Consider the following 22321-nt stretch of genomic DNA (forward strand, 5'->3'; position numbering starts at 1 on the left):
CGCTAGGCTGAAGCCCATGAAGACAGGACCCCTTTTCAGCGGCGACGTGGTGATCGCCGGGGGCGGCATGGCCGGGCTTTCCCTCGCCATCGCCCTGCACCGGGCCGGGCTTTCGGTCGCGGTGGCCGATGCCATGGCGCTCGAGGCCGGGCTCGCTCCCGAGTTCGACGGTCGGGCGAGCGCGCTCGCCTATACCTCCTGGCGCCTGCTGGAATCGATCGGCGTCGCGCGGCACATGAAGGACAATGTGCAGCGCATCGAGGACATCCTCGTCGTCGACGGCCGGCCCCATGACGGGCTGAAGCCCGGCGGCCCCGGCAGGGGCGAGCTGCATTTCGACCGGCGCGAGATCCATCCCGGCGAGACCGGCGAGCCGCTCGGCTGGATGGCGGAGAACCGCTGGACCCGCGTCGCGCTCGCCAGGACGGCCGAGGAGACCGGCCTGCCCGTCTTCGCCCCGGCCCGGGTCGAGCGGATGAGCCGGGAAGGGCCCCGCGCGCGCCTGCACCTGGAGGACGGCGGCGTGCTGGACGGCGCCGTCGTCATCGCCTGCGACGGCAAGTTCTCCAGGCTGCGCGAGCAGGCCGGCATCCGCACGGTCGGGCGCGAATACGCCCAGAAGGGCCTCGTCACGACGGTCGCGCACGAGCTCCCCCACGAGGGCGTCGCCTACGAGTTCTTCATGCCGGCAGGTCCCTTCGCGATCCTGCCGCTCACCGGAAACCGGTCCAGCCTGGTGTGGACGGAGAAGGCGAAGGCGGCCGACGCGCTCGAGGCCATGGACGCGGACGGCTTCCAGGAGGCGCTGGAGGCCCGCTTCAGCGACTTTCTCGGCAGGCTCACGCCGCAAGGCCCGCGCTGGACCTATCCGCTGGGCCTGAAGATCGCGGAGCGTTTCGTCGACGACCGGCTCGCCCTCGTCGGCGATGCGGCGCGGGCGATCCACCCGATCGCCGGACAGGGCTTCAATCTCGGGCTTCGCGACGCCGCCGCGCTCGCCGAGGTGCTCGTGGACGCCAAGCGCGCCGGGCTCGATCTCGGTTCACCCGGGGTTCTGCAGGGTTACGAACGCTGGAGGAAGGCGGATTCGGCCCTGCTCGGCATCGGCACGGACTTCTTCAACCTGTTCTTCTCCAACGACCATGCGTCCTTGCGCGCCGTGCGCGGGCTCGGCCTCTCGATCGTCGACAGGATCCCGCCGGCGCGGAAATTCTTCATGCGCCAGGCCGGCGGCGAGACCGGCGACCTGCCCACCCTCCTGAAGGGCGAGGCGCTGCGAATCTAGACCTGCCCAAACCTTTGAAGGCCCGGCAGCGTTGTCCGGGGCATGACCGCCTGCTCGAGCAATCCCGGCACGGGCCGTGAGCGCTGAAGACGCCCGAAGCGGCGCCTTGGCGCGAACCCTCGCCCTGGCCGCGACCGGCTTCGTCGCGACTGCCGTCGCCTTCGGACCGGCGCGCATGGGCTACGGCCTCTTCCTGCCCGGCTTTCGCGAGACATTCGCCCTGTCGACAGCCGGGGCCGGGGCGATCGCCGGGCTCGGCTTCCTCGCCTTCCTGCTCGCCCTGCCCCTGACGGCCTGGCTCGGCCAGCGGGTGGGCCAGCGCCTGCCCGTGGTGCTCGGCGCGCTGGCGGCCTCGGCCGGCTTCGCACTCGTGGCGAGCGCGTCCGGCACCGCCTGGCTTGCCTCGGGCATTGCCCTGGCCGGCGCCAGTGCGGGATTCTGCTGGGCCCCCTTCAACGACGCCGCCGAAGCCATCGTGCCCGAGGCGTCCCGCTCCGGCGCGCTGTCGGCCGTTTCGACCGGGACGAGTGCGGGCGTCGTCGCCGCCGCGGCGCTGTTTCTCTTCGTCGCCTCCGGCGCGGTCGACTGGCGCGCGGCCTGGGGCATTTTCGCGCTGGCGGCCGTGATCGCCGCGGCGATGGCGCTGCGCACCGTGCCGGGCGGCCGCGCCGGCACCGGCATGCCGGACCGTCCGCGGCTCCTGCGCCGGCCGGCCCTGCCGCTCTACGCCGCCGCGATCTGCTTTGGCGCGTCCAACGCGGTCTACCTGTCCTTCGCCGCCGATCATCTCGTCAGCCAGGGCGGTCTCGCGGGCCTGCCCGACCGGGCCGCGCCGGCGGTGATCTTCCTGGCCTACGGAAGCTTCGGGCTGCTCGGGCTCGCGACCGGGCGTCTGGAGAGGGTTCTCGGATTGCCCGCGCTCCTGAGCGCGATATTCGCTGCCTTCACCGCCTCGCTGGTTCTGATCGCGCTCGCGCCGGGGGCGTGGTGGGCGCTGCTCCTCTCCGCCGGCCTGCACGGGGCGGCGGTGATGACGGTCAGCGCCGCGCTGGCCTTCTGGAGCCTGCGGCTCTTCCCCGGGCGGGGTACTCTCGGGATGACGGCGGGCCTCGTGGCGGTCGCCGCCAGCAGCGTCGCCGCGCCGGCCCTGGCCGGCGCGTTCGCCGAGGCGGCGAACCTGGAAGCGGCGTTCCTGGTCACGGCGGCCGTCCCGCTCGCGGCCACCCTCGGCTTCGCGCAGCGCGCCCGCCGCCAGCGGACCTGGAGCCTTGGCCCCAAACGAAAACGCCCCCGCTCCATCTCTGGAGCGGGGGCGGGTTCATCGCGCCCTGCGGGGGGAGGGGGAGAACGCGATGAATTTCCTCTCTAGTGCACGCTCACCGGCTCGGCGCCGTGATAGCGTGCGGCGGCGAAGGCATGGCCGCGATCGGAGAACACCGCCATGCGCGTGCCGTCTTCCATGTGGACCGCATAGAGCGTGTCGGCCTCGCCGATCACCAGCCCCTGCGCCTTGATCTCGTCCTCGCCGACCTCGGCCAGGACTTCCGCGCCGGCGATCTGACGCACATAGACCAGCGGCGTGGCTTCGATTTCGTTTCGTTCTTCCATTCTCTCGGCCATACTGAAACAGCCTCTTTCTCGACTTCCGTTGATCAAGAGGTGGGAAGAGCAATGCGCCCGGTCAAGAGGCGCGGCCTTGCGCGCCTGGGCGCTATGCAGCCTCTGCGCTATGCTGGCCGGGTGCGGGCGGGGAGAGGACCATGCCGGAAGCCGATGCCGCGGTGGGCGCGCTCGACCTTGCGCTGATCGGTCTGCTCGTCACCTATCTCGCGCTGATCGCGGGCGAGCGGGCCTGGTACGCCCTCGCCAGGCCGGGCGAGTACGACGACGCCAACATGTTGGGCAGTCTCGGCGTCATCGCCATCTCCACCGTGCTGCGCACCGCGTTCACCCTGCTCGTGCCGGCCACCGTCTTCACCCTCGCGGCCCGGTGGGCCGTGTTCGACATCGGCCTCGTCTGGTGGTCCTGGATCGCGATGTTCCTCGCCCAGGAGCTGATCTGGTACGTCGATCACCGCATCAGCCACCGGGTCGGCCTGTTCTGGGCGATCCACCACGTGCACCATTCCAGCGAGCGGCTGAACTTCTCCACCGCGAGCCGCGCCTTCGTCGCCGACGGGATGAACCGCGCGATCCTGGCCGGCCTTCTCGGCCTTGCCGGTTTCGAGCTCGTCCAGTTCGTCGTGCTCCTGCTGATCCTGGATTTCATCGGGATCTTCAGCCATTCCGAGGCGATCGGGAAGCTCGGCTGGCTCGACCGCCACTTCGCCACCCCCGCCAATCACCGCGTCCATCACGCGGTCAATCCGCAGTATATCGACAGGAATTACGGCCACGTCCTGATGGTGTTCGACAGGCTGTTCGGAACCTTCGCGCCGGAGGTCGAGCCGCCCGTGTTCGGCGTGACCGAACCCATAGGCACCGACAACCCGGTCAGGATCTACGGTGCGGGCTTTGCCTGGCTCGCGCGCAAGATCGGCCGGGCGCAGACCCTGTCAGACCGTCTGCTCTGCCTCGTCATGCCGCCCGAATGGGAACCGGGTGCGGCGGCAAAGAAAAACCCCGCGCCACTGGCGCGGGGCTGATCTGGTGGAGCCAGGCGGAATCGAACCGCCGACCTCTTGAATGCCATTCAAGCGCTCTCCCAACTGAGCTATGGCCCCGGAACCGGTATCGATGCGGCGGGTCTGGGGCCCGCCCTGTTCGAGGAGCGCGGAAAATAGTCACGCTCCGCGCCGCGATCAAGCCCGCGATGCGGCGGCTGGCAGCTGACCTGCACACCCGCCGCCGGCGGCGCGCCTAGAGGCGGTCGTCCTCTTCGTCGTCGTCGAGATCGATGTCGAGATCGTCGTCGTCCTCGTCCTCGAGCAGCAGGTCCTCGTCCTCGTCCTCGTCGAGGTCGGCCTCCTCCTCGGAGAAGCTTTCGGAAAGCTCGTCCTCCGGCGTCTTGGCCGGCTTTTCGTCCTCGTCCTCGTCCTCGGCGATGTCGAGCGGCTCCTCGTCGAGTTCGATCTCGTCCTCGTCCTCGTCCTCGTCATCGTCCGCGTCGTCGAGATCCTCGTCCTCGAGGTCTTCCTCCTCGAGATCCTCCTCCTCGAGATCGAGATCCTCCTCGTCCTCCTCCTCGCGCACCTTCTTCTTTTTCTTGGCCTTGGCCACCTTGAGGTCCTCGTCCTTGACCTCCGGGCGCGCCGGCTTCTTCGCCTTCTTCGGCATCGCGGCGGCGGACTCCGGATCGTGCGTCGCACCGCATTTCGGGCAGACGATCGGGTCCTTGTTCAGGTCGTAGAATTTCGCGCCGCATTCACCGCAGACGCGCTTTTCACCAAGGTCAGCTTTGGGCACGGGCTCATTCCTTCACGGCTCGGACGGCGGGCCTGTTGCCACGTTGGCTGCGCCCTGTCAAAACCCCTTTTCAACCCCGATGGGGCGCCAGAGCGGACTTCGTCATGAATGCCCTGAAAAATCCTTTGCCGGGCAAGGGAAAATCCGGTCCCGCCACCGCACGCAAATCCTCGCGCCTGCGCGGCACGATCGCCGCGGCGCGCGACAAGTCCTGCTCTCACCGCGCCCTCATCCTCGCCGCGCTGGCCGCCGGCACGAGCCGGATCGAGGACCTGCTGGAGAGCGCCGACGTGCTCGCCACGGCCGGGGCGCTGAAGGAACTCGGCGCGCGCGTGGAGCGCACCGGCGAAGGCGTCTGGGAGGTGCACGGCGCGCCCTGGCAGAGCCCTGAAGTCCCGCTCGACCTCGGCAATTCGGGCACCGGCGTGCGGCTCCTGATGGGGGCGGCGGCGCGCTTCGACCTCACCGCGCGCTTCATCGGCGACGAAAGCCTGTCCAGCCGGCCGATGGCCCGGGTTCTCGACCCGCTGCGCGCGATGGGTGCGGAAGCGAAGTCCGGCGAGGACGGGCGCCTGCCCGTGACGCTGAAGGGCACCAGCGTGCTGAAGGCGATCGACTACCGCCTGCCGGTCGCGTCGGCCCAGGTGAAGAGCGCGATCCTGCTCGCCGGTCTCGGCGCCGCCGGCGACACGCTGGTGCGCGAGCCGCACGCGACGCGCGATCACACCGAGAAGATGCTGCCGCTCTTCGGGGCCATGGTCTCCACCGGCCAGGAAGGCGCGGAGACCGTGATCCGCCTGCCCGGCGCCCAGGCGCTGTCCCCGGCGGGGATCGCCATTCCCGGAGACCCTTCCTCGGCCGCCTTCCCGGTCGCTGCGGCGCTGCTGGCGCCGGAAAGCGAGATCACGGTGACCGGCGTGATGATGAACCCCGCCCGCTTCGGACTCTACGATGTCCTGAAGGAGATGGGCGCGCTGATCGAGCTGCTGCCCGCCGGCGAGCGCTGCGGGGAGGCGCTGTGCGACATCTCCGTGCGCACCTCGCACCTGTCCGGCGTGACCGTGGCGCCCGAGCGCGCGCCCTCGATGATCGACGAGTATCCCGTCCTGGCCGTCGTGGCGGCCTTCGCGGACGGCGTGACGCGCCTGCAGGGACTGTCCGAGCTGCGCGCGAAGGAGAGCGACCGGCTCGCCGCGACCGCGGCGCTGCTCGCCGCGAACGGGGTGGAGGTGTCGATCGAGGGCGACGACCTGATCGTCACCGGCTGCGGTCCCGCCGGCGTGCCGGGCGGCGGCGAGGTGAAGACCCGCCACGACCATCGCCTCGCCATGTCCGGCCTCGTGATGGGCCTTGCCAGCAAGGCGCCCGTGGAGGTCGACGAGACCGCCATGATCGCGACGAGCTATCCGGGCTTCTTCGACGACATCGCGGCGATCGGCGGCGAGATTGACTGAGCGCCTGCGCGCCCGGCGCGGCAGACCCCTTGCCCCGCAAGGCCGTTTGGAGTAAGGACGCGCGCGCTTGAAGAGTCGGGGGTGCTGCCTCCGTCCCTTCGTGCGCATCGCCGGGCACGCCGCAAGACCGGACTGCCCTCGCTGTTCAACCCCTTGACCCTCGATTTGTCAGGACCGGACGGCGAGTGCGCCGGAGCCGGCCTTTCGCCGTGTCCAATCGAAGTTGAACTTTTCCGGCCGCGAGACGGCCCACGAGTCGAGTGATAGCGCGGGCCAACCGCGGCAAGACCGCCGGAACCAACCGGCCGGCCGGAACAGACAACGCCTCACCGGAGCCAAACCTGCACATGTCCGATACCCAGACGTCCACCCCGAGCCGCAGCGATTTCGCCGACATGCTCGAAGCCAGCCTCGCCACCCGCGACCTTCAGGAAGGGTCGGTGGTCAAGGGCACCGTCACCGCCGTCGAGAACGATTTCGTCGTCATCGATGTCGGCCTGAAGACCGAAGGCCGCGTGCCGTTGCGCGAATTCACCGGCCCCGGCGCCAAGCTGCCCAAGGCCGGCGACGAGGTCGACATCTATCTCGAGCGTATCGAGAACGCGATGGGTGAAGCGGTGCTCTCGCGCGACAAGGCCCGCCGCGAGGAGGCCTGGGACCGTCTGGAGAAGCAGTACGAGGGCAAGGAGCCCGTCACCGGCGCCATCGTCGGCCGCGTCAAGGGCGGCTTCACCGTGGATCTCGGCGGCGCGAGCGCCTTCCTTCCCGGCTCGCAGGTCGACATCCGCCCCGTGCGCGACGTCACCCCGCTGATGAACAAGGAACAGCCCTTCGCCATCCTGAAGATGGACCGTCCGCGCGGCAACATCGTCGTCTCGCGCCGGGCCGTCCTTGAAGAGTCCCGCGCCGAGCAGCGTGCCGAACTCGTCGGCCAGCTGGCCGAGGGCGAAGTGCGCGAGGGCGTGGTCAAGAACATCACCGACTACGGCGCGTTCGTCGATCTCGGCGGGATCGACGGCCTGCTGCACGTCACCGACATGAGCTGGAGCCGCGTCGGCCACCCGAGCGAGGTCGTGGATGTCGGCCAGACGGTCAAGGTCCAGATCATCAAGATCAACAAGGAAACCCAGCGCATCTCGCTCGGCATGAAGCAGCTTCAGGCCGATCCGTGGGAAGGCGTGGAAGCCAAGTATCCGGTGGGCGCCACCTTCACCGGCCGCGTCACGAACATCGCCGAGTACGGCGCCTTCGTGGAGCTCGAGCCGGGCGTGGAAGGCCTCGTCCACGTCTCCGAGATGAGCTGGACCAAGAAGAACATCCATCCGGGCAAGATCGTCTCCACCTCCCAGGAAGTGGAAGTCATGGTGCTCGACGTGGATCCGGAAAAGCGCCGCATCTCGCTCGGCATCAAGCAGGTCCAGCGCAATCCGTGGGAGATCTTCGCCGAACAGCACCCGCCGGGCACCGAAGTGCAGGGCGAGGTCAAGAACATCACCGAGTTCGGCCTGTTCATCGGCGTCGACGAGGAGCTGGACGGCATGGTGCACCTGTCCGATCTCGACTGGGATCGCTCGGGCGAGGAAGCCATCCAGGACTACAAGAAGGGCGACGTCGTCAAGGCCAAGGTGCTCGACGTCGACGTGGAGAAGGAGCGCATCTCGCTCGGCATCAAGCAGCTCGCCGGCGATCCGCTCGAAGAGGCCGGCGGCATCAAGCGGGGCGACACCGTCACCTGCACGGTGACCGAAGTCACCACCGGCGGCATCGAGGTCACCTTTGGCGACGACACCCAGGTGAAGTCCTTCATCCGCAAGTCCGACCTGTCGCGCGATCGCGCCGAGCAGCGCCCCGAGCGCTTCTCCGTGGGCGACAAGGTCGATGCCCGCGTCACCAACGTGGACAAGGCCACCCGCCGCGTCTCCGTCTCCATCAAGGCGCTCGAGGTCGCCGAGGAGAAGGAAGCGGTCCAGCAGTATGGTTCGGCCGACTCCGGCGCTTCGCTCGGCGACATCCTGGGCGCCGCGCTGAAGGGCCAGGACAAGGGCAAGGAATAGGACTCGCCCGCCCGGACCCCGCTCCGGGCGTGCACCTCCCGATCCGCCTGAAAGAAATGGCCGGAGCTCGCCCGCTCCGGCCATTTTTTTGTCCGTGTGGCGAGGTTAGCGATTGACGCGCGTCAACCGGTTTACCTAAGGTCCGATGATCGTCTTGCGGGGTGCCAGAATGATCAAATCCGAACTCATCGCGAAACTGGCCGAGGCCAATCCGCATCTCTATCAGCGCGATGTCGAGCGCGTGGTGAACACCGTGCTCGAAGAGATCACCCAGGCGCTCGAACGCGGCGACCGGGTGGAGCTTCGCGGCTTCGGCGCGTTTTCGGTCCGCAACCGCCCCCCGCGCCAGGGCCGGAACCCGCGCACCGGCGAAACCGTCGCGGTCAAGGAAAAGCACGTTCCCTTCTTCAAGACCGGCAAGGAACTGCGCGAGCGGGTCGACGGGAAGGGGTAGGCGCGGTCGCTTCGACCCGCCCGAGAACGCCAGGCGCGCGTCCCGAGGGGGCGCGCGTTTTCGTGCCGGCTCACACCTTCCGGCCCGGATCGAGATGGCCCCCCTCTTGACCGGCCCGCCTGGCGAGCCAGTCGAACAGGCCGCCAAGGGCCGCAACGAGTCCGCGGGCGCCGGAGCGCGGGCGCGCCGTGCTTTTGCCATAAGCGGAACTGGTGTAGGTCATGATCGTCTCCCATGTCTGACGGGCTTGTCTTACGCCTGCACATGAGAGATCGGCCAACTCAATCTCGAGGGTCTGCCATAAGGCAGATTTATGGATCAATGGCGCGCACCTTGCCCCCGCTCAATGCCGTCCGGGTGTTCGAAGCGGCCGCCCGGCTCGGCGGCTTCACGAAGGCCGGCGAGGAACTCGCCATGACGCAGGCCGCCGTCAGCTACCAGATCCGCCAGCTGGAGGACCGGCTCGGCACGCCGCTCTTCGTGCGCGAGGCGCGCGGAGTGACGCTGACCGAGGCGGGCCGCACGCTCGCGCGCCGCAGCGGCGAGGCGCTCGACCTCATCGCCGCCGCGATGCAGGAGGTTCGCCACGGCGCGCAGGAGGTCCTGACCATCACCGTGATCCCGACCTTCTGCTCGAACTGGCTGGTACCGCGCATCGGCGCCTTCCAGGCCGCCCACCCCAAGCTCGCCGTGCGCATCGATTCCAGGCCCGGAATCGTCGACATCCGGGCCGGCGAGGCCGATATCGGCATCCGCCGCGGCCGCGGCGACTGGCCGGGCCTTGAAAAGCATTTCCTGTTCGACGACGCGGTCGTCCCGCTCGTCTCCCCGGCCGCGGCCGAGCGCATCGGCGGCATCGCCCGGCCCGAGGACCTCCTGAAGCTGCGCCTCATCGGCCCCATGGAATGGTGGCGGCTCTGGTTCGATGCCGTCGGCTGCCCGCACGTCAGCCTGCCCGCCGAACCGGCGCTGGCGCTGGAGACCCAGACGCTGGAGGTGTCGGCGGCAATGGCGGCCGGGGATGCCGCCGTGATCGTCTCGCCCTTCTACTTCCAGGCCCTCCTCGACCAGGGCCATCTGCTGCAGCCCTTCGAGACGACGGTGAGCGACGGGCGGCGCTATTTCCTCGTCTACGATCCGGCCAGGAAACACCTGCCCAAGATCCGGGCCTTCATCGAGTGGCTCCTGTTCGACCCGCACGCCTTCTGCCTCAATCGCGCGGCGATGGCTTCCCTTCCGGGGCCCGCAGCGCTAACTCCGCCCCCATGATCCCACGCGTGAAAATCTGCGGGCTGAACGGCCCCGAGGCGGTGGACGCCGCCGTCGACGCCGGCGCGGACCTGCTCGGCTTCATAGTGTTCGAGAATAGCCCCCGCGCGGTGACGCCCGAGCGCGCCGGCGAACTCGCCGCGCGCAAGGGCGCCGCGAGGAGCGTCGCAGTGCTGGTCGATCCCGACGACGGTCTTCTTGCGCGCGTGCGCGAACACGTCGCGCCCGACTTCATCCAGCTGCACGGCAAGGAAAGCCCGCAGCGCTGCGCCGAGGTGCGCGCCTATGCCAGGGAAGGCGTATGGAAGGCGTTCGGCATCGGGGCCGCGGCCGATCTGGATGCCGCGCGGGCCTACGAGGCCCATTGCGACGGCTTCGTGTTCGACGCCAGGCCGCCCCGGGGCGCCGACCGGCCGGGCGGCTGGGGCGCGGCGTATGACTGGTCGATCCTGAACGGCTACGAGAGCGCGCGCCCCTGGCTCCTGTCCGGCGGGCTGACCCCGGCCAACGTCGCCGGGGCGATCGCGGCGTCGGGTGCGCCTGGCGTCGATGTGGCCTCCGGCGTTGAATCTTCGCCCGGCGTGAAGGACCTTGCGGCCATAACGGCCTTCGTGAAGGCGGCGAAGGCCGCTCGAGGACAACAGACATGACAACCGTGCCCAACGCCTGGTCCAGCTATCCCGACGAACGCGGCATGTTCGGCGAATACGGCGGGCGCTTCGTCGCCGAGACGCTGATGCCCAACATCCTGGCGCTGGAGAAGGCCTACAAGGCCTACCGCCACAAGGCCGAGTTCACCGACGAGTTCGAGGAGCTCTCGCGCGACTTCATCGGTCGTCCGAGCCCGCTCTATTTCGCCGAGCGCCTGACGCAGGAGTTCGGCGGGGCGCAGGTCTGGTTCAAGCGCGACGAGCTCAACCACACCGGCGCGCACAAGATCAACAACTGCCTGGGCCAGGTCCTGCTCGCCCGCCTCATGGGCAAGACGCGCATCATCGCCGAGACCGGGGCGGGCCAGCACGGCGTGGCGACCGCAACGGTGGCGGCGAGATTCGGCCTGCCGTGCGAGATCTTCATGGGCGCCCACGATGTCGAGCGCCAGAGCCCGAACGTGTTCCGCATGAAGCTGCTCGGCGCGAAGGTGCATCCCGTCACCAGCGGGCGCGGCACGCTGAAGGACGCGATGAACGAGGCGTTGAGGGACTGGGTCACCAACCCGGACGACACGTTCTACGTCATCGGCACCGTGGCCGGGCCCCATCCCTACCCGGCGATGGTGCGCGACTTCCAGAGCGTGATCGGGCGCGAGGCGCGCCAGCAGATGCTCGGCCGGCTCGGACGCCTGCCCGACGCGGCGGTCGCCTGCATTGGCGGCGGCTCGAACGCGATGGGCCTGTTCCATCCCTTCCTCGAGGACGAGAGCGTGCGCCTCATCGGCGTGGAGGCCGCGGGCAAGGGCGTCGACACCCCCGATCATGCCGCGAGCCTGAATGGCGGCAGGCCCGGCATACTGCACGGCAACCGGACCTATCTCCTGCAGGACGAGGACGGCCAGATCCTGGAGGGCCACTCGATCTCCGCCGGGCTCGACTATCCCGGCATCGGTCCCGAGCACGCCTTCCTGCATGACGTGGGCCGGGCCGAATACCGCCACGCGACCGACGACGAGGCGCTGGAGATGTTCCAGCTCTGCTCCAGGCTCGAAGGCATCATCCCGGCGCTCGAACCCGCCCACGCGCTCGCGCGCGTGCGCGATCTCGCCACCGAGCTCGGCAAGGACGCGGTGATCCTGATGAACATGTGCGGGCGCGGCGACAAGGACGTGTTCTCCGTCGCCAAGGCGCTGGGCGTGGAGCTGTAGACATGACCCGCCTCACCCCCACCTTCGACCGTCTGAAGTCGGAGGGCAAAGCCGGTTTCGTGGCCTACATCATGGCCGGCGATCCCGACGGCGAGACGACGCTGACGATGATGCACGGCCTCGCCGAAGCCGGCGCGGACGTGATCGAGCTCGGCGTGCCGTTCACCGATCCGATGGCCGACGGGCCGACGATCCAGCGCGCGGCCCTGAGGGCCCTGGACGGCGGCATGACGCTGCGCCGCGTGCTCGAACTGGTCGACGCATTCCGCGAGACCGACGACACCACCCCGGTCGTGCTGATGGGCTATGCCAACCCGTTCCACGCCTACGGCTTCGGCGAATTCGCGCGCGCCGCCGCGCGCGCCGGCGCGGACGGGGTGATCTGCGTCGACCTGCCGCCGGAAGAGGACACCGAGCTGCGCGAGGGGCTGAAGGCGAACGGGCTTTCCCTCATCCGCCTCGCCACGCCGACGACCGACGATGCGCGCCTGCCCCGCGTCGTGGAGGACACCTCCGGCTTCGTCTATTACGTCTCCACCACCGGCGTGACCGGGGCCGGCGTCGGGGAAACCGCGGTCGTCTCCGGCGCGGTCGAGCGGGTGCGCAAGGCGGCAAACTTGCCCGTCGCGGTCGGTTTCGGTGTAAGAACCCCGGAGCGCGCTGCCGAGATCGCCAGGGTGGCCGACGCGGTCGTGGTGGGCTCGGCGATCGTCGACGCGCTCGATGCCGGCGGACCGGAGCTCGCCCTGCAGCTGGCGAAGACACTGGCTGACGCGGCCCATTCGGCACGCTAGAACTGGCCCGAGCAGACAAGGACCTACCATGAGCTGGCTTTCCAGGATCACCCCGCCCGGCGTCCAGAAGATCTTCGCCAAGCGCGACACGCCCGAGAATCTCTGGGTGAAATGCCCGCGCTCGGGCGAGATGGTGTTCCACAAGGACCTCGAGGCCGGGATGTACGTCACCCCGGCGGGCCATCACATGCGCATCGGTCCGGACCTGCGCTTCAGATACACGTTCGACGGCGAATGGGAGAGCGTGCCGACCCCCGAGGTCGCGAAGGATCCGCTGAAGTTCAAGGACGACAAGCCCTATACCAGCCGCCTTGCCGCCGCGCGCAAGAAGACCGGGCGCGACGACGCCATGGCCATCGGGGTCGGACGCATCGACGGCGTGGAGACCACCGTGCTCGTGCAGGACTTCGCCTTCATGGGCGGCTCGCTCGGCATGGCCGCGGGCGAAGCCTTCATCAAGGCCTGCGAGACCGCCGTGCAGCGCCGTACGCCGATGGTGGTGTTCACTGCCGCGGGCGGCGCGCGCATGCAGGAAGGCGCGCTCTCCCTGATGCAGATGCCCCGCACCACGCTCGGCGTGCAGATGCTGAAGGACGCCAAGCTGCCCTATATCGTCGTGCTGACCGACCCCACGACCGGCGGGGTGACGGCCTCTTACGCGATGCTGGGCGACGTGCACATCGCCGAACCGGGCGCGCTGATCGGCTTCGCCGGCCCGCGCGTCATCGAGCAGACCATCCGCGAAAAGCTGCCGCCCGGCTTCCAGCGCTCCGAATACCTTCTGGAAAAGGGCATGGTCGACAAGGTCGTCGATCGCCGCGACCTGCCCCGCGTGCTCGGAAACCTCCTGCGCACCCTGCTGAAGCGCCCCGAGCGGCGTCAGCGCCCGGCGGCCGAACAGGTGCCCGCCCCGCGTGCGAGCGAGGTCCAGCCCGCCCCCGGCGGTAATGGCGCGGGCCAGGAACACTAGGCCAGGAACGTTAGGAAAGCTCCATGACCGACCGGTCGCCGGAGACGATCGAGGCCGCCCTGGCGCGCCTCGCGCGCCTGCACCCCAAGAAGATCGATCTCTCGCTCGACCGCATCGAGCGCCTGCTCGATGCACTGGGCCGGCCGCAGGACCGCCTGCCACCGGTGATCCACATTGCGGGCACCAACGGCAAGGGGTCGACCGCCGCCTTCCTGAAGGCCATGTTCGAGGCGCAGGGCGAGCGCGTGCACGTCTACACCTCGCCCCATCTGGTGCGCTTCAACGAGCGCATCACGCTGGCCGGCGAGAGCGTCGGGGACGCGGCTCTGCGCGAGGCGTTCGCCCGCTGCGAGGCGGCCAATGACGACAATCCCATCACCTTCTTCGAGATCACGACGGCGGCCGCCTTCCTGCTGTTCTCCGAAACGCCCGCAGACCGGTTGATCCTGGAGACCGGGCTCGGCGGACGGGTGGATGCCACCAACGTGCTGCCTGCCCCGCAGGTGACCGTGATCACGCCGGTCAGCCTCGACCACCGGGAATTCCTCGGCGACACGGTGGCGGCCATCGCCGCGGAGAAGGCCGGCATCGTCAAGCGCGGCCGCCCGCTCGTGATCGGTCCCCAGCACGACGAGGCGCTCGACGCGATCCTCGCCCGCGCGCGCGCCTTCGCGGCGCCGGTTTATCTCTGGGGCCAGGATTTCCGCGCCTATCCCGAGCATGGCCGCCTGGTCTACGAGGAGGAGGAGCTGCTCTGGGACCTGCCCGCACCCGGTCTCGTCGGCTCGCACCAGACGGCCAACGCGGCAGTCGCGATCAAGGCAGCCCGGCTGGCGGGGCTCTCCGAGGAGGCCGCGCGCAAGGGCCTGCCCGCCGCGCGCTGGCCGGCCCGGCTGCAGCGCCTCACCGGCGGGCCACTGCACGAGGTCGCCGCGCGCCACGGCGCCGCGCTCTGGCTCGACGGGGGCCACAACCCGGCCGCGGCCGAGGTCCTCGCCGCGAGCCTGGGCGAGCTGGAATCGGCCGAGGAGCGCCCGCTCGTCCTCGTCTGCGCCTTTTCGGCCAACAAGGACGCGGAGGCCTTCTTCTCCTATTTCGAGGGGCTCGCGAGCCGCGTCGTCGCGGTGACGTTCTCGGGCGGTCGCGAAGGCGCGAAAAGCGCGCAGGAGACCGCCGACGCGGCGCGCGCGGCCGGCATCCCCGCACAGACCGCCGCCGGGCTCGTGGAAGCCATCCACGATGCCTGCGAGGACTACGACCATCCCCGCATCCTGATCTGCGGCTCGCTCTATCTCGCCGGCGAGGTGCTCGCGCTGGGGACCGGGGAGAGCGTCACGGCAACGCCGGGCTAGGTCTTCGCCGTGTTTGCGCCCGCCGCATCAAGCCTCGCTCCGCGAAAGCCGAGCGCCAGAAGCGCCGCGGCGCAGGCGCCGAGCGTGGCGAGCAGCACCCAGGCCACGTCGGTCTCGATCCCGGCCCCGTGTCGGGCGAGATAGACCCCGACCGCCGCCGCGATCAGCCCCGCCCCGATGAAGCAGAGCGCGCGGCGCACCGTGTCGCGCCCGGACGCGGCAAGACCCGCGGCAAGCACCAGCACGAGCCCGAGCCAGAAGATCGCCGTCAGCACCGGGCCGGAGAGACCCAGCGTCGCCGCGAGCAGGACCAGGGCGGTGATCGCGGGGGTTCCCCAGACCACGCCGGTCCACACCCGTTCCAGGCGCGGGCTCGGCCTGCCGCGCTCGGCGCGCTTCATGAGCCAGATATTGACCCCCGTCGCGACCACGACGCACAGCGTGATGCCGAGCAGGATATAGCCGATCTTGACCGCCACGCCGCCGAACCAGCCGAAATGCAGCGAGTAGACCGAGGCGGTCACCTGCTGGCCGACCGGTCCGTCGGCGAGCCCCATCTGGCCGGTGAGATTGCCCTGCGCGTCGAAGAAATAGTTCTCGCCATAGATCAGCCGGCGCGGATGCTGGGTGAGGATCTCCAGGCTCTGACCCGCCGTGGCCGGGTCGTGATAGCTGACGAACCAGGGGCGCAGATCGGGATGCTGGCGCTCCATCGTGCGCAGGGCCGCGGCCGCGTCGTAGAGCGGCGCGGGCGTCTGCGGCCCCTCGCTCTCGCTGCCGAAGATCGGCGCGTAGAAGGCCTCGATATCGCCCTCGTGGAAGAGCTCGGCGTTGAGCACCGCGACGATGGTCGCCATGCCGAGCAGGGCGCCGGTGAGCCCGATCGTGAAGTGGAAGGGCGAGGCCCAGACGCTGAGCCGGTTGTGGATGTCGGCCTCGCGCAGGCGCGGCGCGCCGGACAGGCGCAGCGCGAAGGCGTCCCGGAACACGCGCGGATGGGCAAGGAAGCCGGTCACCACCAGCCCGGCCATGACCGCGCCGAGCGCGCCGACGAGCGTCAGCCCGATCACCTGGGGAAGATGCAGGTAGTAGTGCAGGTCCAGCAGGAAGTCGGTGAAGGGGTGGGAGACCGGCTCGAGCAGCGCGCCGTCCGGGCCCACATAGACCGTCTCGTCCTCCACGGTGAGCTGCATACGCGGCATGTCGGGGACCGGAAGGCTCGTATAGAGGTGGTGGACATCCTCCCCCTCCGCCGTGGCGAGTCCGGCCTGAAGCGCGCTCATCACCGTGTCCGGCGCGACGGTCTCGTACTCGGGGATGTGGGGCTGCTCGAAGCGCGAGATCTCGGCGTGGATCACCGCGATCGTGCCCGACACCGACAGGATGTAGAGCAGCGCGCCGGCGACGAGCCCCATCACCGAATGCGCATCGAGCATGCGCGCCACGAGCCGCTTGGGCAGGTCGGGCCAGAGTGTCCGGGTCATGGGCGGCTCCTCAGGCGAATGCCAGCGTTGCCAGGCCGCCGGCGGCGATCGCGCCGCCGATCAGACCGGCGCGCCAGCGCAGCGGGAAATCCAGAACGGCAAGCGTGGTCAGCGCGGCGAACAGGATCGGGACGAAGAACAGGATCAGCGCGAGCCGGTCGGCCTCGGTGGCCGCGACATGCGCAAGGCCGGCATAGGCCGGCACCGAGAGCAGGATGGAGGCCGCGAGCGCGCCGGGGCCGGCGATGGCGAACACGCCGAGCCGGCGCAGGACGAGGCCGCGCGAGGGCGGCGGGGCGGGTTGCCCGGGATCGCGCAGGGCCCGCTCGCGCCGGGCGCCTGCATTGCCTCCCGTCGCGAGCACCAGGGCGATGGCGATCAGAGAGAGCGCGAGCACGAGCTGGGAGACGCCGCGGTCGGCACCGCTGGCGACGATCCAGAACGGCAGGCTCGCCAGCACCAGCGCCCAGCCGGCGACGAGCGCCCCGGTGTGGCGCACGTTGCGCCGCGCCCAGGCCCGGCGCAGGGCGAATACGCCGAGGCCGCAGAGCAGCGCTGCCAGGGCGTAGAGTGCGATCGCCATGTCTGCCCTCCTCGGAAAGCGGGAACGGGCCGCGAGGCGATCGCGGCCCGTCCTGCGAGGTCTAGAAGCTGTAGGTCAGGCGTGCCACCGCCGTGCGCTCCACGCCCGGGAAGCAGTCCCCGCGCGACAGGCAGGTCGCGAAGTACTCCTCGTCGAACAGGTTGCGCACGCTCAGCGTCAGGTCCCAGGCCTCCGCCTCGTAGCCGACCATGGCATCGACGAGCGTGTAGCCGTCCGTGGTCACCGCATCCGCCCCGTCATGGCTGTCGCCGACATAGCGCACGCCGAGGCCGGACTTGAAGCCCTGCCAGGCGCCGCTCGGGCGGTAGCCGAGCCAGGCCGAGACCTGGTGATCGGGCACGCTGGCGAGATTGAAGCCGGCGGCATTCTCGCTGTTGAGCTGGCTGGCGTTGAACTCGACCGTGAAGTCGCCGAGGGCCGCCAGCGCCTCGAGTTCGGCGCCCTGCACGCGTACCTCGCCGGTCTGTACCGAGAACCCGGGATTGTTCGCGTCCGGCTGCAGCAGGTTGGACTGCTCGATGTCGAACACGGCAAAGGAGATGAGGCCGGGGAAGCTGCCCGGCTCGTACTTCACGCCGAGTTCGTACTGGGTGCCTTCCTCCGGATCGAAGGGCGAGCCGTCGAAGGCGGTGCCGACGATGGGCTCGAAGCTTTCCGCATAGCTGACATAGGGCATCACGCCGTTCTCGAAGCGGTACATGACCGCGGCGGTCGCCGAGACGGCGTCGTCCTCCTGGGTCGTATATCCGTTGTCGGTCTCAACCCGGTCCGAGCGCAGGCCGAGCGTGAAGCGCCAGTTGTCGAGCTCGATATGGTCGTGGACGTAAAGCCCCATGTCCTCGGTGGAATTGACCGGGGCGTCGAACCAGAACCGGTCGAGCGTCGCCTCGTCGGGGAAGTTGCCGTATTCGGGATCGAACATGTTGATCCAGAACGCATCGCCGAAGCCCGCATCCGGCCCGCCGGTCGCGAAGTCGTAGCCCAGCGCATAGGCGTAGGCGAAGTCGTTCTCGGTCGTCACGTCCTGGTAGAAGGCGCCGGCCAGCAGGCGGTGCTCGGCGCGCCCGGTGGTGAATTCCGCGCGCAGGCGCGCATCGGTGCCGAATTGCTGCGTCCAGGCGTCCGAGCGGTAGAAGGTGCGCGGCACGGTGCCGTTCCCGTAGAGCGAGCCGTCCGGGTTGAAGACCCAGCGATTGCCGCCGATATAGGACGGCCAGGCCTGGTTGTAGTCCGCGCCCGACGCGGTGTAGCGGCTGGTGACCTCGAGCGTGACGTTCGCGTTGAGGTCATAGCTGCCCAGCAGGGTCAGCGAGCCCGAGGTCATGTCGAACCGGTTGAAGTCCGGCTCGCCGGCATAGAAATCGGGATCGATGAATTCACCGTTCGGGGCGGGCTCGTGCGTGCCCTCCAGATGCAGGAACTGGTGGCCGGCATCGCCGCGCCGCTCCTGGTAGTTGGCGATCAGCGTGATCTGCGAACGATCGTTGGGACGCCAGGTCAGCGAGGGCGAGACGGCGAGCGCGTCGTCCTGGACGAAGTTGATCTGGGTGTCGCTCTCCCGCACCAGGCCCAGGAGGCGGAAGGCGAGCGTGTCGTTCGTGCCTGGCACCGGCCCTGTGAAGTCGACCCCGACCTGGCGGCGGTTGAAGTTGCCGACCTCGAGCATGAGCTGGCTGGAGGGATCGAACTCGGGACGCTTGGTCACGACGTTGACCAGGCCGCCCGGAGAGCCCTGGCCGTAGAGCACCGCGGCCGGGCCTCGCAGGATCTCGACCTGCTGCAGGAAGAAAATCTCCGGCCGCGTATCGTTGTAGAAGCCGAAATGGCTCTGCAGGCCGTCCTGGTACTCCGGCACGTCGAGGCCGCGCACCTTGATCCAGTCGCCGCGCGTGTCGAAGCCGTAGACCTGGCCGAAGGCGCCCGGCGTGTACAGGAAGGCGTCGTCGAGATCGAGCGCGCCCTTGTCGAGGATGTCCTGCAGGCTCTCCACCGAGATCGAGCGGGCGGTCTCCGCGATCGGAACGCCGGTCTTGCCGGCCGTGGTCTCGATCACCGACCCCTGGACGACGATGACGTCTTCCGGCTCGGCATCGGCATTGGCGAAGGCGACGGGCAGGGCCAGCAGCGAGACGCCGGCGGCCAGGACGGAACGCAGCGAGGCGCGCGCGAAGGACATGAGAGACTCCCGAAAAGGCAAGGGTTCACAAAGATGTGAGCCTCCTAGTGAGAATAGTTCGCATAGTCAATCGCGATATCGGGCATCGTGCAGTGATTTTTCCTCGCTGGCCTGCATCTGATAAGTGGTCGCGTGACATCTTTCTCCGGGGTGCACTCTCTCGGGGAAGGGCCGTGTCATGCGTCTGCTATCCATCCTCGCCGGTCTGCTCGCGGGACTTCTGCTGCTTGGCGCGATCGCCACGCGCTGGGCGGACGCGACCGCGATCTCGGCGCTGCTGCCGACCCGGATCGCGTCGATCATGGCGGGGCTCGGGGCGGGCGTGCTGGGGCTCGCCTGCGCCGCACGCGCGGGACGCCATGGGTGGGCGGTAGCCCTGATCGTCATTGTCGCCGCCCTTGCCAACGCACTCCCGGTGAGCTGGCCCTATCGCTCCAGCGATATCGTGTTCGCGTCCGGTGAGATCGAACTGGAAGGGACTGTCTTCCGTCCGGTCGGGGAGCCGGTGGCGGGGGTCGTCTTCCTGCACGGCTCCGGGCCCGAGACCCGGCGGGCCTTCGCCTATCACGCCAAGCAGCTTGCCCGGCGCGGCATCGCGGCCTTTGCTTATGACAAGAGGGGCACCGGCGGGTCGCAGGGCTCGAGCTGGGTTCATTACGAGGTGCTGGCCGGCGACGCGGCAGCTGCCCTTTCCGCGCTGGAGGCGGCGTTTCCTTCGCTCGCCGGGCGGAGCGGCTATTTCGGGCACAGCGAAGGCGGTTGGGTGGTACCGGTTGCCGCGGCTCTGGAGCGGCCGGCCTTCATCGTGGTCACCGGCACGACGCCTATGACCCCGGCGGAACAGGTGCTCTACCAGTCCGTCAGCGAAGTCACGGCCGGCTATGGCGAGGAAGCGGGCGGACGCGCGCGGGCCCTGCAGCACGATGTCCTCGAGTACCAGCGCAGCGGTCGCGCGCGCGAGGGTCTAGAGGCCGATCTCATCGCGGCCTCGGACGAGCCCTGGTTCGATGCCGCCCGTCTGCCCGACCGGCTCTACGAGCACGCCGACTATGCCTGGTGGACCTCGGTGATGGATTTCGATCCCGCGCCGTGGTGGGCACGCGTCGAAGCCCCGGTGCTCGCGGTGTGGGGTGGACGGGACGATCGCAGCGATCCGCGCCAGAGCCTCGACGGGTTGTCCGAACTCGTCGCCAGCCCGTTCGAGGCGGAGATCTATCCCCTCGCCGATCACATGGTGCTCCTCTGGCCAAACAGCGAAGACGTGCCCCCGCCCGCCTTCCCGGAGGGATTCATGGGTCGTGTCGCCGACTGGATCGAGCAGCAGACCCGGTAGACGAAAAAGGCCGGAGCGCGGCGCGCCCCGGCCTCTTCCTCGTTTCACGCGAACCGGTTCAGGCGAGCTTCTTCAGCTCGTCGACGAGATCGGTCTTCTCCCAGGAGAAGCCGCCGTCCGCGTCCGGGGTACGCCCGAAATGGCCGTAGGCCGCGGTGCGTGCGTAGATCGGCTTGTTGAGCTGGAGATGGGTGCGGATGCCGCGCGGCGAGAGATCGACCAGCTGGCGCAGCGTCTTCTCCAGCTTCTCCTCGTCGACATTGCCGGTGCCGTGCGTGTCGACATAGACCGACAGCGGCTTGGCGACGCCGATCGCATAGGACAGCTGGATCGTGCACTTCCTGGCCAGGCCCGCTGCGACCACGTTCTTGGCCAGATAGCGCGACACATAGGCCGCCGAACGGTCGACCTTGGTCGGATCCTTGCCCGAGAACGCGCCGCCGCCGTGCGGGGCCGCGCCACCATAGGTGTCGACGATGATCTTGCGGCCGGTGAGCCCCGCATCCCCGTCGGGGCCGCCGATCACGAACTTGCCCGTCGGGTTCACGTAGAACTCGTCCTCGGGCGGGAACCAGCCCTCCGGCAGGACCCGCTTCACGATCGGGCGCACCAGCTCGCGGATGTCGTCGAGCTTCACCCCGTCACGGTGCTGGGTGGAGACCACCACGGAGGTCACGCCGACCGGCTTGCCGTTCTCGTAGCGCAGCGTGACCTGGGACTTCGCGTCGGGCTCGAACTCGGGGCGCTCGCCCGATTTCCTCAGGCGCGCCATCTCCTTCAGGATCTGGTGCGAATACAGGATCGGGGCCGGCATCAGCTCGGGCGTCTCGTCGGTGGCGAAACCGAACATGATGCCCTGGTCGCCCGCGCCCTCCTCGGTATAGCTGCCCGTACCCTCGTCCACGCCCTGCGCGATGTCGGCGGACTGCTCGTGCAGGAAGTTGGTGAAGTTGGACTCCTTCCAGTGGAAGCCGTCCTGCTCGTAGCCGATGTCCTTGACCGCGGCGCGCGCGGCGGCCTCGATCTCGTCGTTGTCGATCTCGGCCGCGCACCGGATCTCGCCGGCCAGGACGATCTGGTTGGTCGTCGTCAGCGTTTCGCAGGCCACGCGCGCGACCGGGTCCTTGGACAGGAAGAGATCGACGATCGTATCGGAGATACGGTCGCAGACCTTGTCCGGATGGCCTTCGGAAACGGACTCGCTGGTGAAGAGGTAGCTGGATCGCGCCACGGTTTCGGGCTCCCATATAAAGATTGCTTTATATGGCGGGCTGTAAAGCCTATCGCGGAGCCGAAAGCAAGGGCAAAGGCGAAATCAGGCCTGTTCGGACTCGGCGGCCTGGGCCTCGGCTTCCTCGGCCGCGAGCGTGCGCACCAGCTCCAGGATGCGGCGGCGCACCTTGGAGTCGCGGATCCGGGCGAAGGCCTGGGCCAGCTGCACGCCGTCCGCGGACTGGATGAAATCGTCGATGATCGGGGTCTGGTCGCCTTCCGCGAAACCGGGCTGGTTCAGGGTTTCCGAAACGCCCTCGTAGAAAAAGGACACCGGGACGTCGAGCACCCGGGCAAGGGTCCAGAGCCGGCCGGCGCCGATCCGGTTGGCGCCCCGCTCGTATTTCTGGACCTGCTGGAAGGTGACACCCAGCTCCTCGCCGAGCTTTTCCTGGCTCATGTTGAGCAGCTGGCGGCGGAGCCGCACGCGCGAACCGACATGCCGGTCAATCGCGTTCGGGCCGCGGGGGTTCGTGCTCATGATCTCGTAATCCTTGTAACCAAACTACCACGTGAGTCTACCACACCTCGCCTGGACTGCCGCAAACGGCCGG

The 22321-nt window shown here is 69.0% G+C and carries 21 protein-coding genes and 1 tRNA gene; 13 read left to right on the forward strand and 9 right to left on the reverse strand.

Annotated features, from left to right (window positions below; translation table 11 throughout):
• The first annotated feature begins 16 nt into the window (after positions 1-16).
• A complete protein-coding gene (locus JW792_RS11975; RefSeq protein WP_135995618.1) occupies positions 17-1285 on the forward strand; it encodes a UbiH/UbiF/VisC/COQ6 family ubiquinone biosynthesis hydroxylase in 1269 nt (422 codons plus the stop codon).
• Positions 1286-1391: 106 nt separating this feature from the next.
• Positions 1392-2654, forward strand: coding sequence for an MFS transporter (locus JW792_RS11980; RefSeq protein ID WP_135995617.1), 1263 nt, complete (start codon positions 1392-1394; stop codon positions 2652-2654).
• Here JW792_RS11980 and JW792_RS11985 read toward each other — a convergent pair.
• Positions 2651-2893: a DUF1150 family protein gene (locus JW792_RS11985; protein ID WP_206340790.1), complete on the reverse strand. Its 243-nt coding sequence runs from the start codon at positions 2891-2893 to the stop codon at positions 2651-2653. The genes JW792_RS11980 and JW792_RS11985 overlap by 4 nt on opposite strands.
• Before the next feature lie 152 nt (positions 2894-3045).
• Here JW792_RS11985 and JW792_RS11990 point away from each other — a divergent pair, with 152 nt between their 5' ends.
• On the forward strand, positions 3046-3930 hold the full coding sequence (locus tag JW792_RS11990) for a sterol desaturase family protein (protein ID WP_135995615.1): 885 nt from the start codon (positions 3046-3048) through the stop codon (positions 3928-3930).
• A 2-nt stretch (positions 3931-3932) separates the two neighbouring features.
• Here JW792_RS11990 and JW792_RS11995 read toward each other — a convergent pair.
• Positions 3933-4008, reverse strand: a tRNA-Ala gene (locus JW792_RS11995).
• A 136-nt stretch (positions 4009-4144) separates the two neighbouring features.
• Positions 4145-4690: a TIGR02300 family protein gene (locus JW792_RS12000; protein ID WP_135995614.1), complete on the reverse strand. Its 546-nt coding sequence runs from the start codon at positions 4688-4690 to the stop codon at positions 4145-4147.
• 104 nt (positions 4691-4794) lie between these two features.
• Here JW792_RS12000 and aroA point away from each other — a divergent pair, with 104 nt between their 5' ends.
• From aroA to JW792_RS12015, 3 genes are all read left to right on the forward strand, one after another.
• On the forward strand, positions 4795-6144 hold the full coding sequence (aroA, locus tag JW792_RS12005; RefSeq protein WP_135995613.1) for a 3-phosphoshikimate 1-carboxyvinyltransferase: 1350 nt from the start codon (positions 4795-4797) through the stop codon (positions 6142-6144).
• A 347-nt stretch (positions 6145-6491) separates the two neighbouring features.
• On the forward strand, positions 6492-8198 hold the full coding sequence (gene rpsA, locus JW792_RS12010) for a 30S ribosomal protein S1 (RefSeq protein ID WP_135995612.1): 1707 nt from the start codon (positions 6492-6494) through the stop codon (positions 8196-8198).
• A gap of 169 nt (positions 8199-8367) precedes the next feature.
• Entirely contained in the window at positions 8368-8652 is a 285-nt protein-coding gene (locus JW792_RS12015) for an integration host factor subunit beta (RefSeq protein ID WP_135995611.1), read from the forward strand.
• Between the two features lie 70 nt (positions 8653-8722).
• Here JW792_RS12015 and JW792_RS12020 read toward each other — a convergent pair whose 3' ends face one another.
• Positions 8723-8875, reverse strand: coding sequence for a hypothetical protein (locus JW792_RS12020; protein WP_158291580.1), 153 nt, complete (start codon positions 8873-8875; stop codon positions 8723-8725).
• Between the two features lie 98 nt (positions 8876-8973).
• Between JW792_RS12020 and JW792_RS12025 the strand changes: the two genes are divergently transcribed.
• From JW792_RS12025 to JW792_RS12050, 6 genes are read left to right on the forward strand one after another with little or no spacing between them, the layout of a single operon-like run.
• Positions 8974-9921: a LysR substrate-binding domain-containing protein gene (locus tag JW792_RS12025; protein WP_135995610.1), complete on the forward strand. Its 948-nt coding sequence runs from the start codon at positions 8974-8976 to the stop codon at positions 9919-9921.
• Between the two features lie 8 nt (positions 9922-9929).
• On the forward strand, positions 9930-10571 hold the full coding sequence (locus tag JW792_RS12030; protein ID WP_241094964.1) for a phosphoribosylanthranilate isomerase: 642 nt from the start codon (positions 9930-9932) through the stop codon (positions 10569-10571).
• The gene (gene trpB / locus JW792_RS12035; protein ID WP_135995608.1) at positions 10568-11782 is read left to right on the forward strand and encodes a tryptophan synthase subunit beta; all 1215 of its coding nucleotides are present in this window, start codon (positions 10568-10570) and stop codon (positions 11780-11782) included. The genes JW792_RS12030 and trpB overlap by 4 nt, the downstream gene beginning before the upstream one ends.
• A gap of 2 nt (positions 11783-11784) precedes the next feature.
• Positions 11785-12576, forward strand: coding sequence for a tryptophan synthase subunit alpha (gene trpA, locus JW792_RS12040; protein WP_135995607.1), 792 nt, complete (start codon positions 11785-11787; stop codon positions 12574-12576).
• Positions 12577-12604: 28 nt separating this feature from the next.
• On the forward strand, positions 12605-13546 hold the full coding sequence (gene accD, locus JW792_RS12045) for an acetyl-CoA carboxylase, carboxyltransferase subunit beta (RefSeq protein ID WP_135995606.1): 942 nt from the start codon (positions 12605-12607) through the stop codon (positions 13544-13546).
• Between the two features lie 23 nt (positions 13547-13569).
• Positions 13570-14898 (forward strand): bifunctional folylpolyglutamate synthase/dihydrofolate synthase, encoded by a 1329-nt coding sequence (locus tag JW792_RS12050; protein WP_135995605.1) that lies wholly within the window; start codon positions 13570-13572, stop codon positions 14896-14898.
• On the opposite strand, the gene JW792_RS12055 is transcribed toward JW792_RS12050, so the two are convergent.
• The 3 genes from JW792_RS12055 to JW792_RS12065 all read right to left on the reverse strand — a co-directional run bounded on the left by JW792_RS12055 (position 14895) and on the right by JW792_RS12065 (position 19162).
• Complete coding sequence (locus JW792_RS12055; RefSeq protein WP_135995604.1) at positions 14895-16382, reverse strand: PepSY-associated TM helix domain-containing protein; 1488 nt, start codon at positions 16380-16382, stop codon at positions 14895-14897. The two genes, JW792_RS12050 and JW792_RS12055, sit on opposite strands and share 4 nt — an antisense overlap.
• Before the next feature lie 10 nt (positions 16383-16392).
• Positions 16393-16965, reverse strand: coding sequence for a hypothetical protein (locus JW792_RS12060; protein ID WP_135995603.1), 573 nt, complete (start codon positions 16963-16965; stop codon positions 16393-16395).
• A gap of 61 nt (positions 16966-17026) precedes the next feature.
• Positions 17027-19162 carry a TonB-dependent siderophore receptor gene (locus JW792_RS12065; RefSeq protein WP_135995602.1) on the reverse strand — a complete coding sequence of 712 codons (2136 nt, stop codon included), beginning with the start codon at positions 19160-19162 and terminating at the stop codon, positions 17027-17029.
• 178 nt (positions 19163-19340) lie between these two features.
• Between JW792_RS12065 and JW792_RS12070 the strand changes: the two genes are divergently transcribed.
• A complete protein-coding gene (locus tag JW792_RS12070) occupies positions 19341-20495 on the forward strand; it encodes an alpha/beta hydrolase family protein (protein WP_135995601.1) in 1155 nt (384 codons plus the stop codon).
• Between the two features lie 58 nt (positions 20496-20553).
• Here JW792_RS12070 and metK read toward each other — a convergent pair whose 3' ends face one another.
• Positions 20554-21726 carry a methionine adenosyltransferase gene (gene metK / locus JW792_RS12075; protein WP_135995600.1) on the reverse strand — a complete coding sequence of 391 codons (1173 nt, stop codon included), beginning with the start codon at positions 21724-21726 and terminating at the stop codon, positions 20554-20556.
• A gap of 84 nt (positions 21727-21810) precedes the next feature.
• Complete coding sequence (locus tag JW792_RS12080; RefSeq protein WP_135995599.1) at positions 21811-22248, reverse strand: helix-turn-helix domain-containing protein; 438 nt, start codon at positions 22246-22248, stop codon at positions 21811-21813.
• Between the last annotated feature and the right edge of the window lie 73 nt (positions 22249-22321).

It is taken from the genome of Marinicauda algicola, from assembly GCF_017161425.1.
GTDB classification, from domain to species: Bacteria; Pseudomonadota; Alphaproteobacteria; order Caulobacterales; family Maricaulaceae; genus Marinicauda; species Marinicauda algicola.

What these genes read in the sequence shown, in the direction of transcription:
- JW792_RS11975 (WP_135995618.1), top strand. Translation starts at nt 17, where the DNA reads ATGAAGACAGGACCCCTTTTCAGCGGCGACGTGGTGATCGCCGGGGGC.
- JW792_RS11985 (WP_206340790.1), bottom strand. Translation starts at nt 2,893, where the DNA reads ATGGAAGAACGAAACGAAATCGAAGCCACGCCGCTGGTCTATGTGCGT.
- JW792_RS11990 (WP_135995615.1), top strand. Translation starts at nt 3,046, where the DNA reads ATGCCGGAAGCCGATGCCGCGGTGGGCGCGCTCGACCTTGCGCTGATC.
- aroA (WP_135995613.1), top strand. Translation starts at nt 4,795, where the DNA reads ATGAATGCCCTGAAAAATCCTTTGCCGGGCAAGGGAAAATCCGGTCCC.
- rpsA (WP_135995612.1), top strand. Translation starts at nt 6,492, where the DNA reads ATGTCCGATACCCAGACGTCCACCCCGAGCCGCAGCGATTTCGCCGAC.
- JW792_RS12015 (WP_135995611.1), top strand. Translation starts at nt 8,368, where the DNA reads ATGATCAAATCCGAACTCATCGCGAAACTGGCCGAGGCCAATCCGCAT.
- JW792_RS12020 (WP_158291580.1), bottom strand. Translation starts at nt 8,875, where the DNA reads ATGACCTACACCAGTTCCGCTTATGGCAAAAGCACGGCGCGCCCGCGC.
- JW792_RS12025 (WP_135995610.1), top strand. Translation starts at nt 8,974, where the DNA reads ATGGCGCGCACCTTGCCCCCGCTCAATGCCGTCCGGGTGTTCGAAGCG.
- trpB (WP_135995608.1), top strand. Translation starts at nt 10,568, where the DNA reads ATGACAACCGTGCCCAACGCCTGGTCCAGCTATCCCGACGAACGCGGC.
- trpA (WP_135995607.1), top strand. Translation starts at nt 11,785, where the DNA reads ATGACCCGCCTCACCCCCACCTTCGACCGTCTGAAGTCGGAGGGCAAA.
- accD (WP_135995606.1), top strand. Translation starts at nt 12,605, where the DNA reads ATGAGCTGGCTTTCCAGGATCACCCCGCCCGGCGTCCAGAAGATCTTC.
- JW792_RS12050 (WP_135995605.1), top strand. Translation starts at nt 13,570, where the DNA reads ATGACCGACCGGTCGCCGGAGACGATCGAGGCCGCCCTGGCGCGCCTC.
- JW792_RS12055 (WP_135995604.1), bottom strand. Translation starts at nt 16,382, where the DNA reads ATGACCCGGACACTCTGGCCCGACCTGCCCAAGCGGCTCGTGGCGCGC.
- JW792_RS12060 (WP_135995603.1), bottom strand. Translation starts at nt 16,965, where the DNA reads ATGGCGATCGCACTCTACGCCCTGGCAGCGCTGCTCTGCGGCCTCGGC.
- JW792_RS12065 (WP_135995602.1), bottom strand. Translation starts at nt 19,162, where the DNA reads ATGTCCTTCGCGCGCGCCTCGCTGCGTTCCGTCCTGGCCGCCGGCGTC.
- JW792_RS12070 (WP_135995601.1), top strand. Translation starts at nt 19,341, where the DNA reads ATGCGTCTGCTATCCATCCTCGCCGGTCTGCTCGCGGGACTTCTGCTG.
- JW792_RS12080 (WP_135995599.1), bottom strand. Translation starts at nt 22,248, where the DNA reads ATGAGCACGAACCCCCGCGGCCCGAACGCGATTGACCGGCATGTCGGT.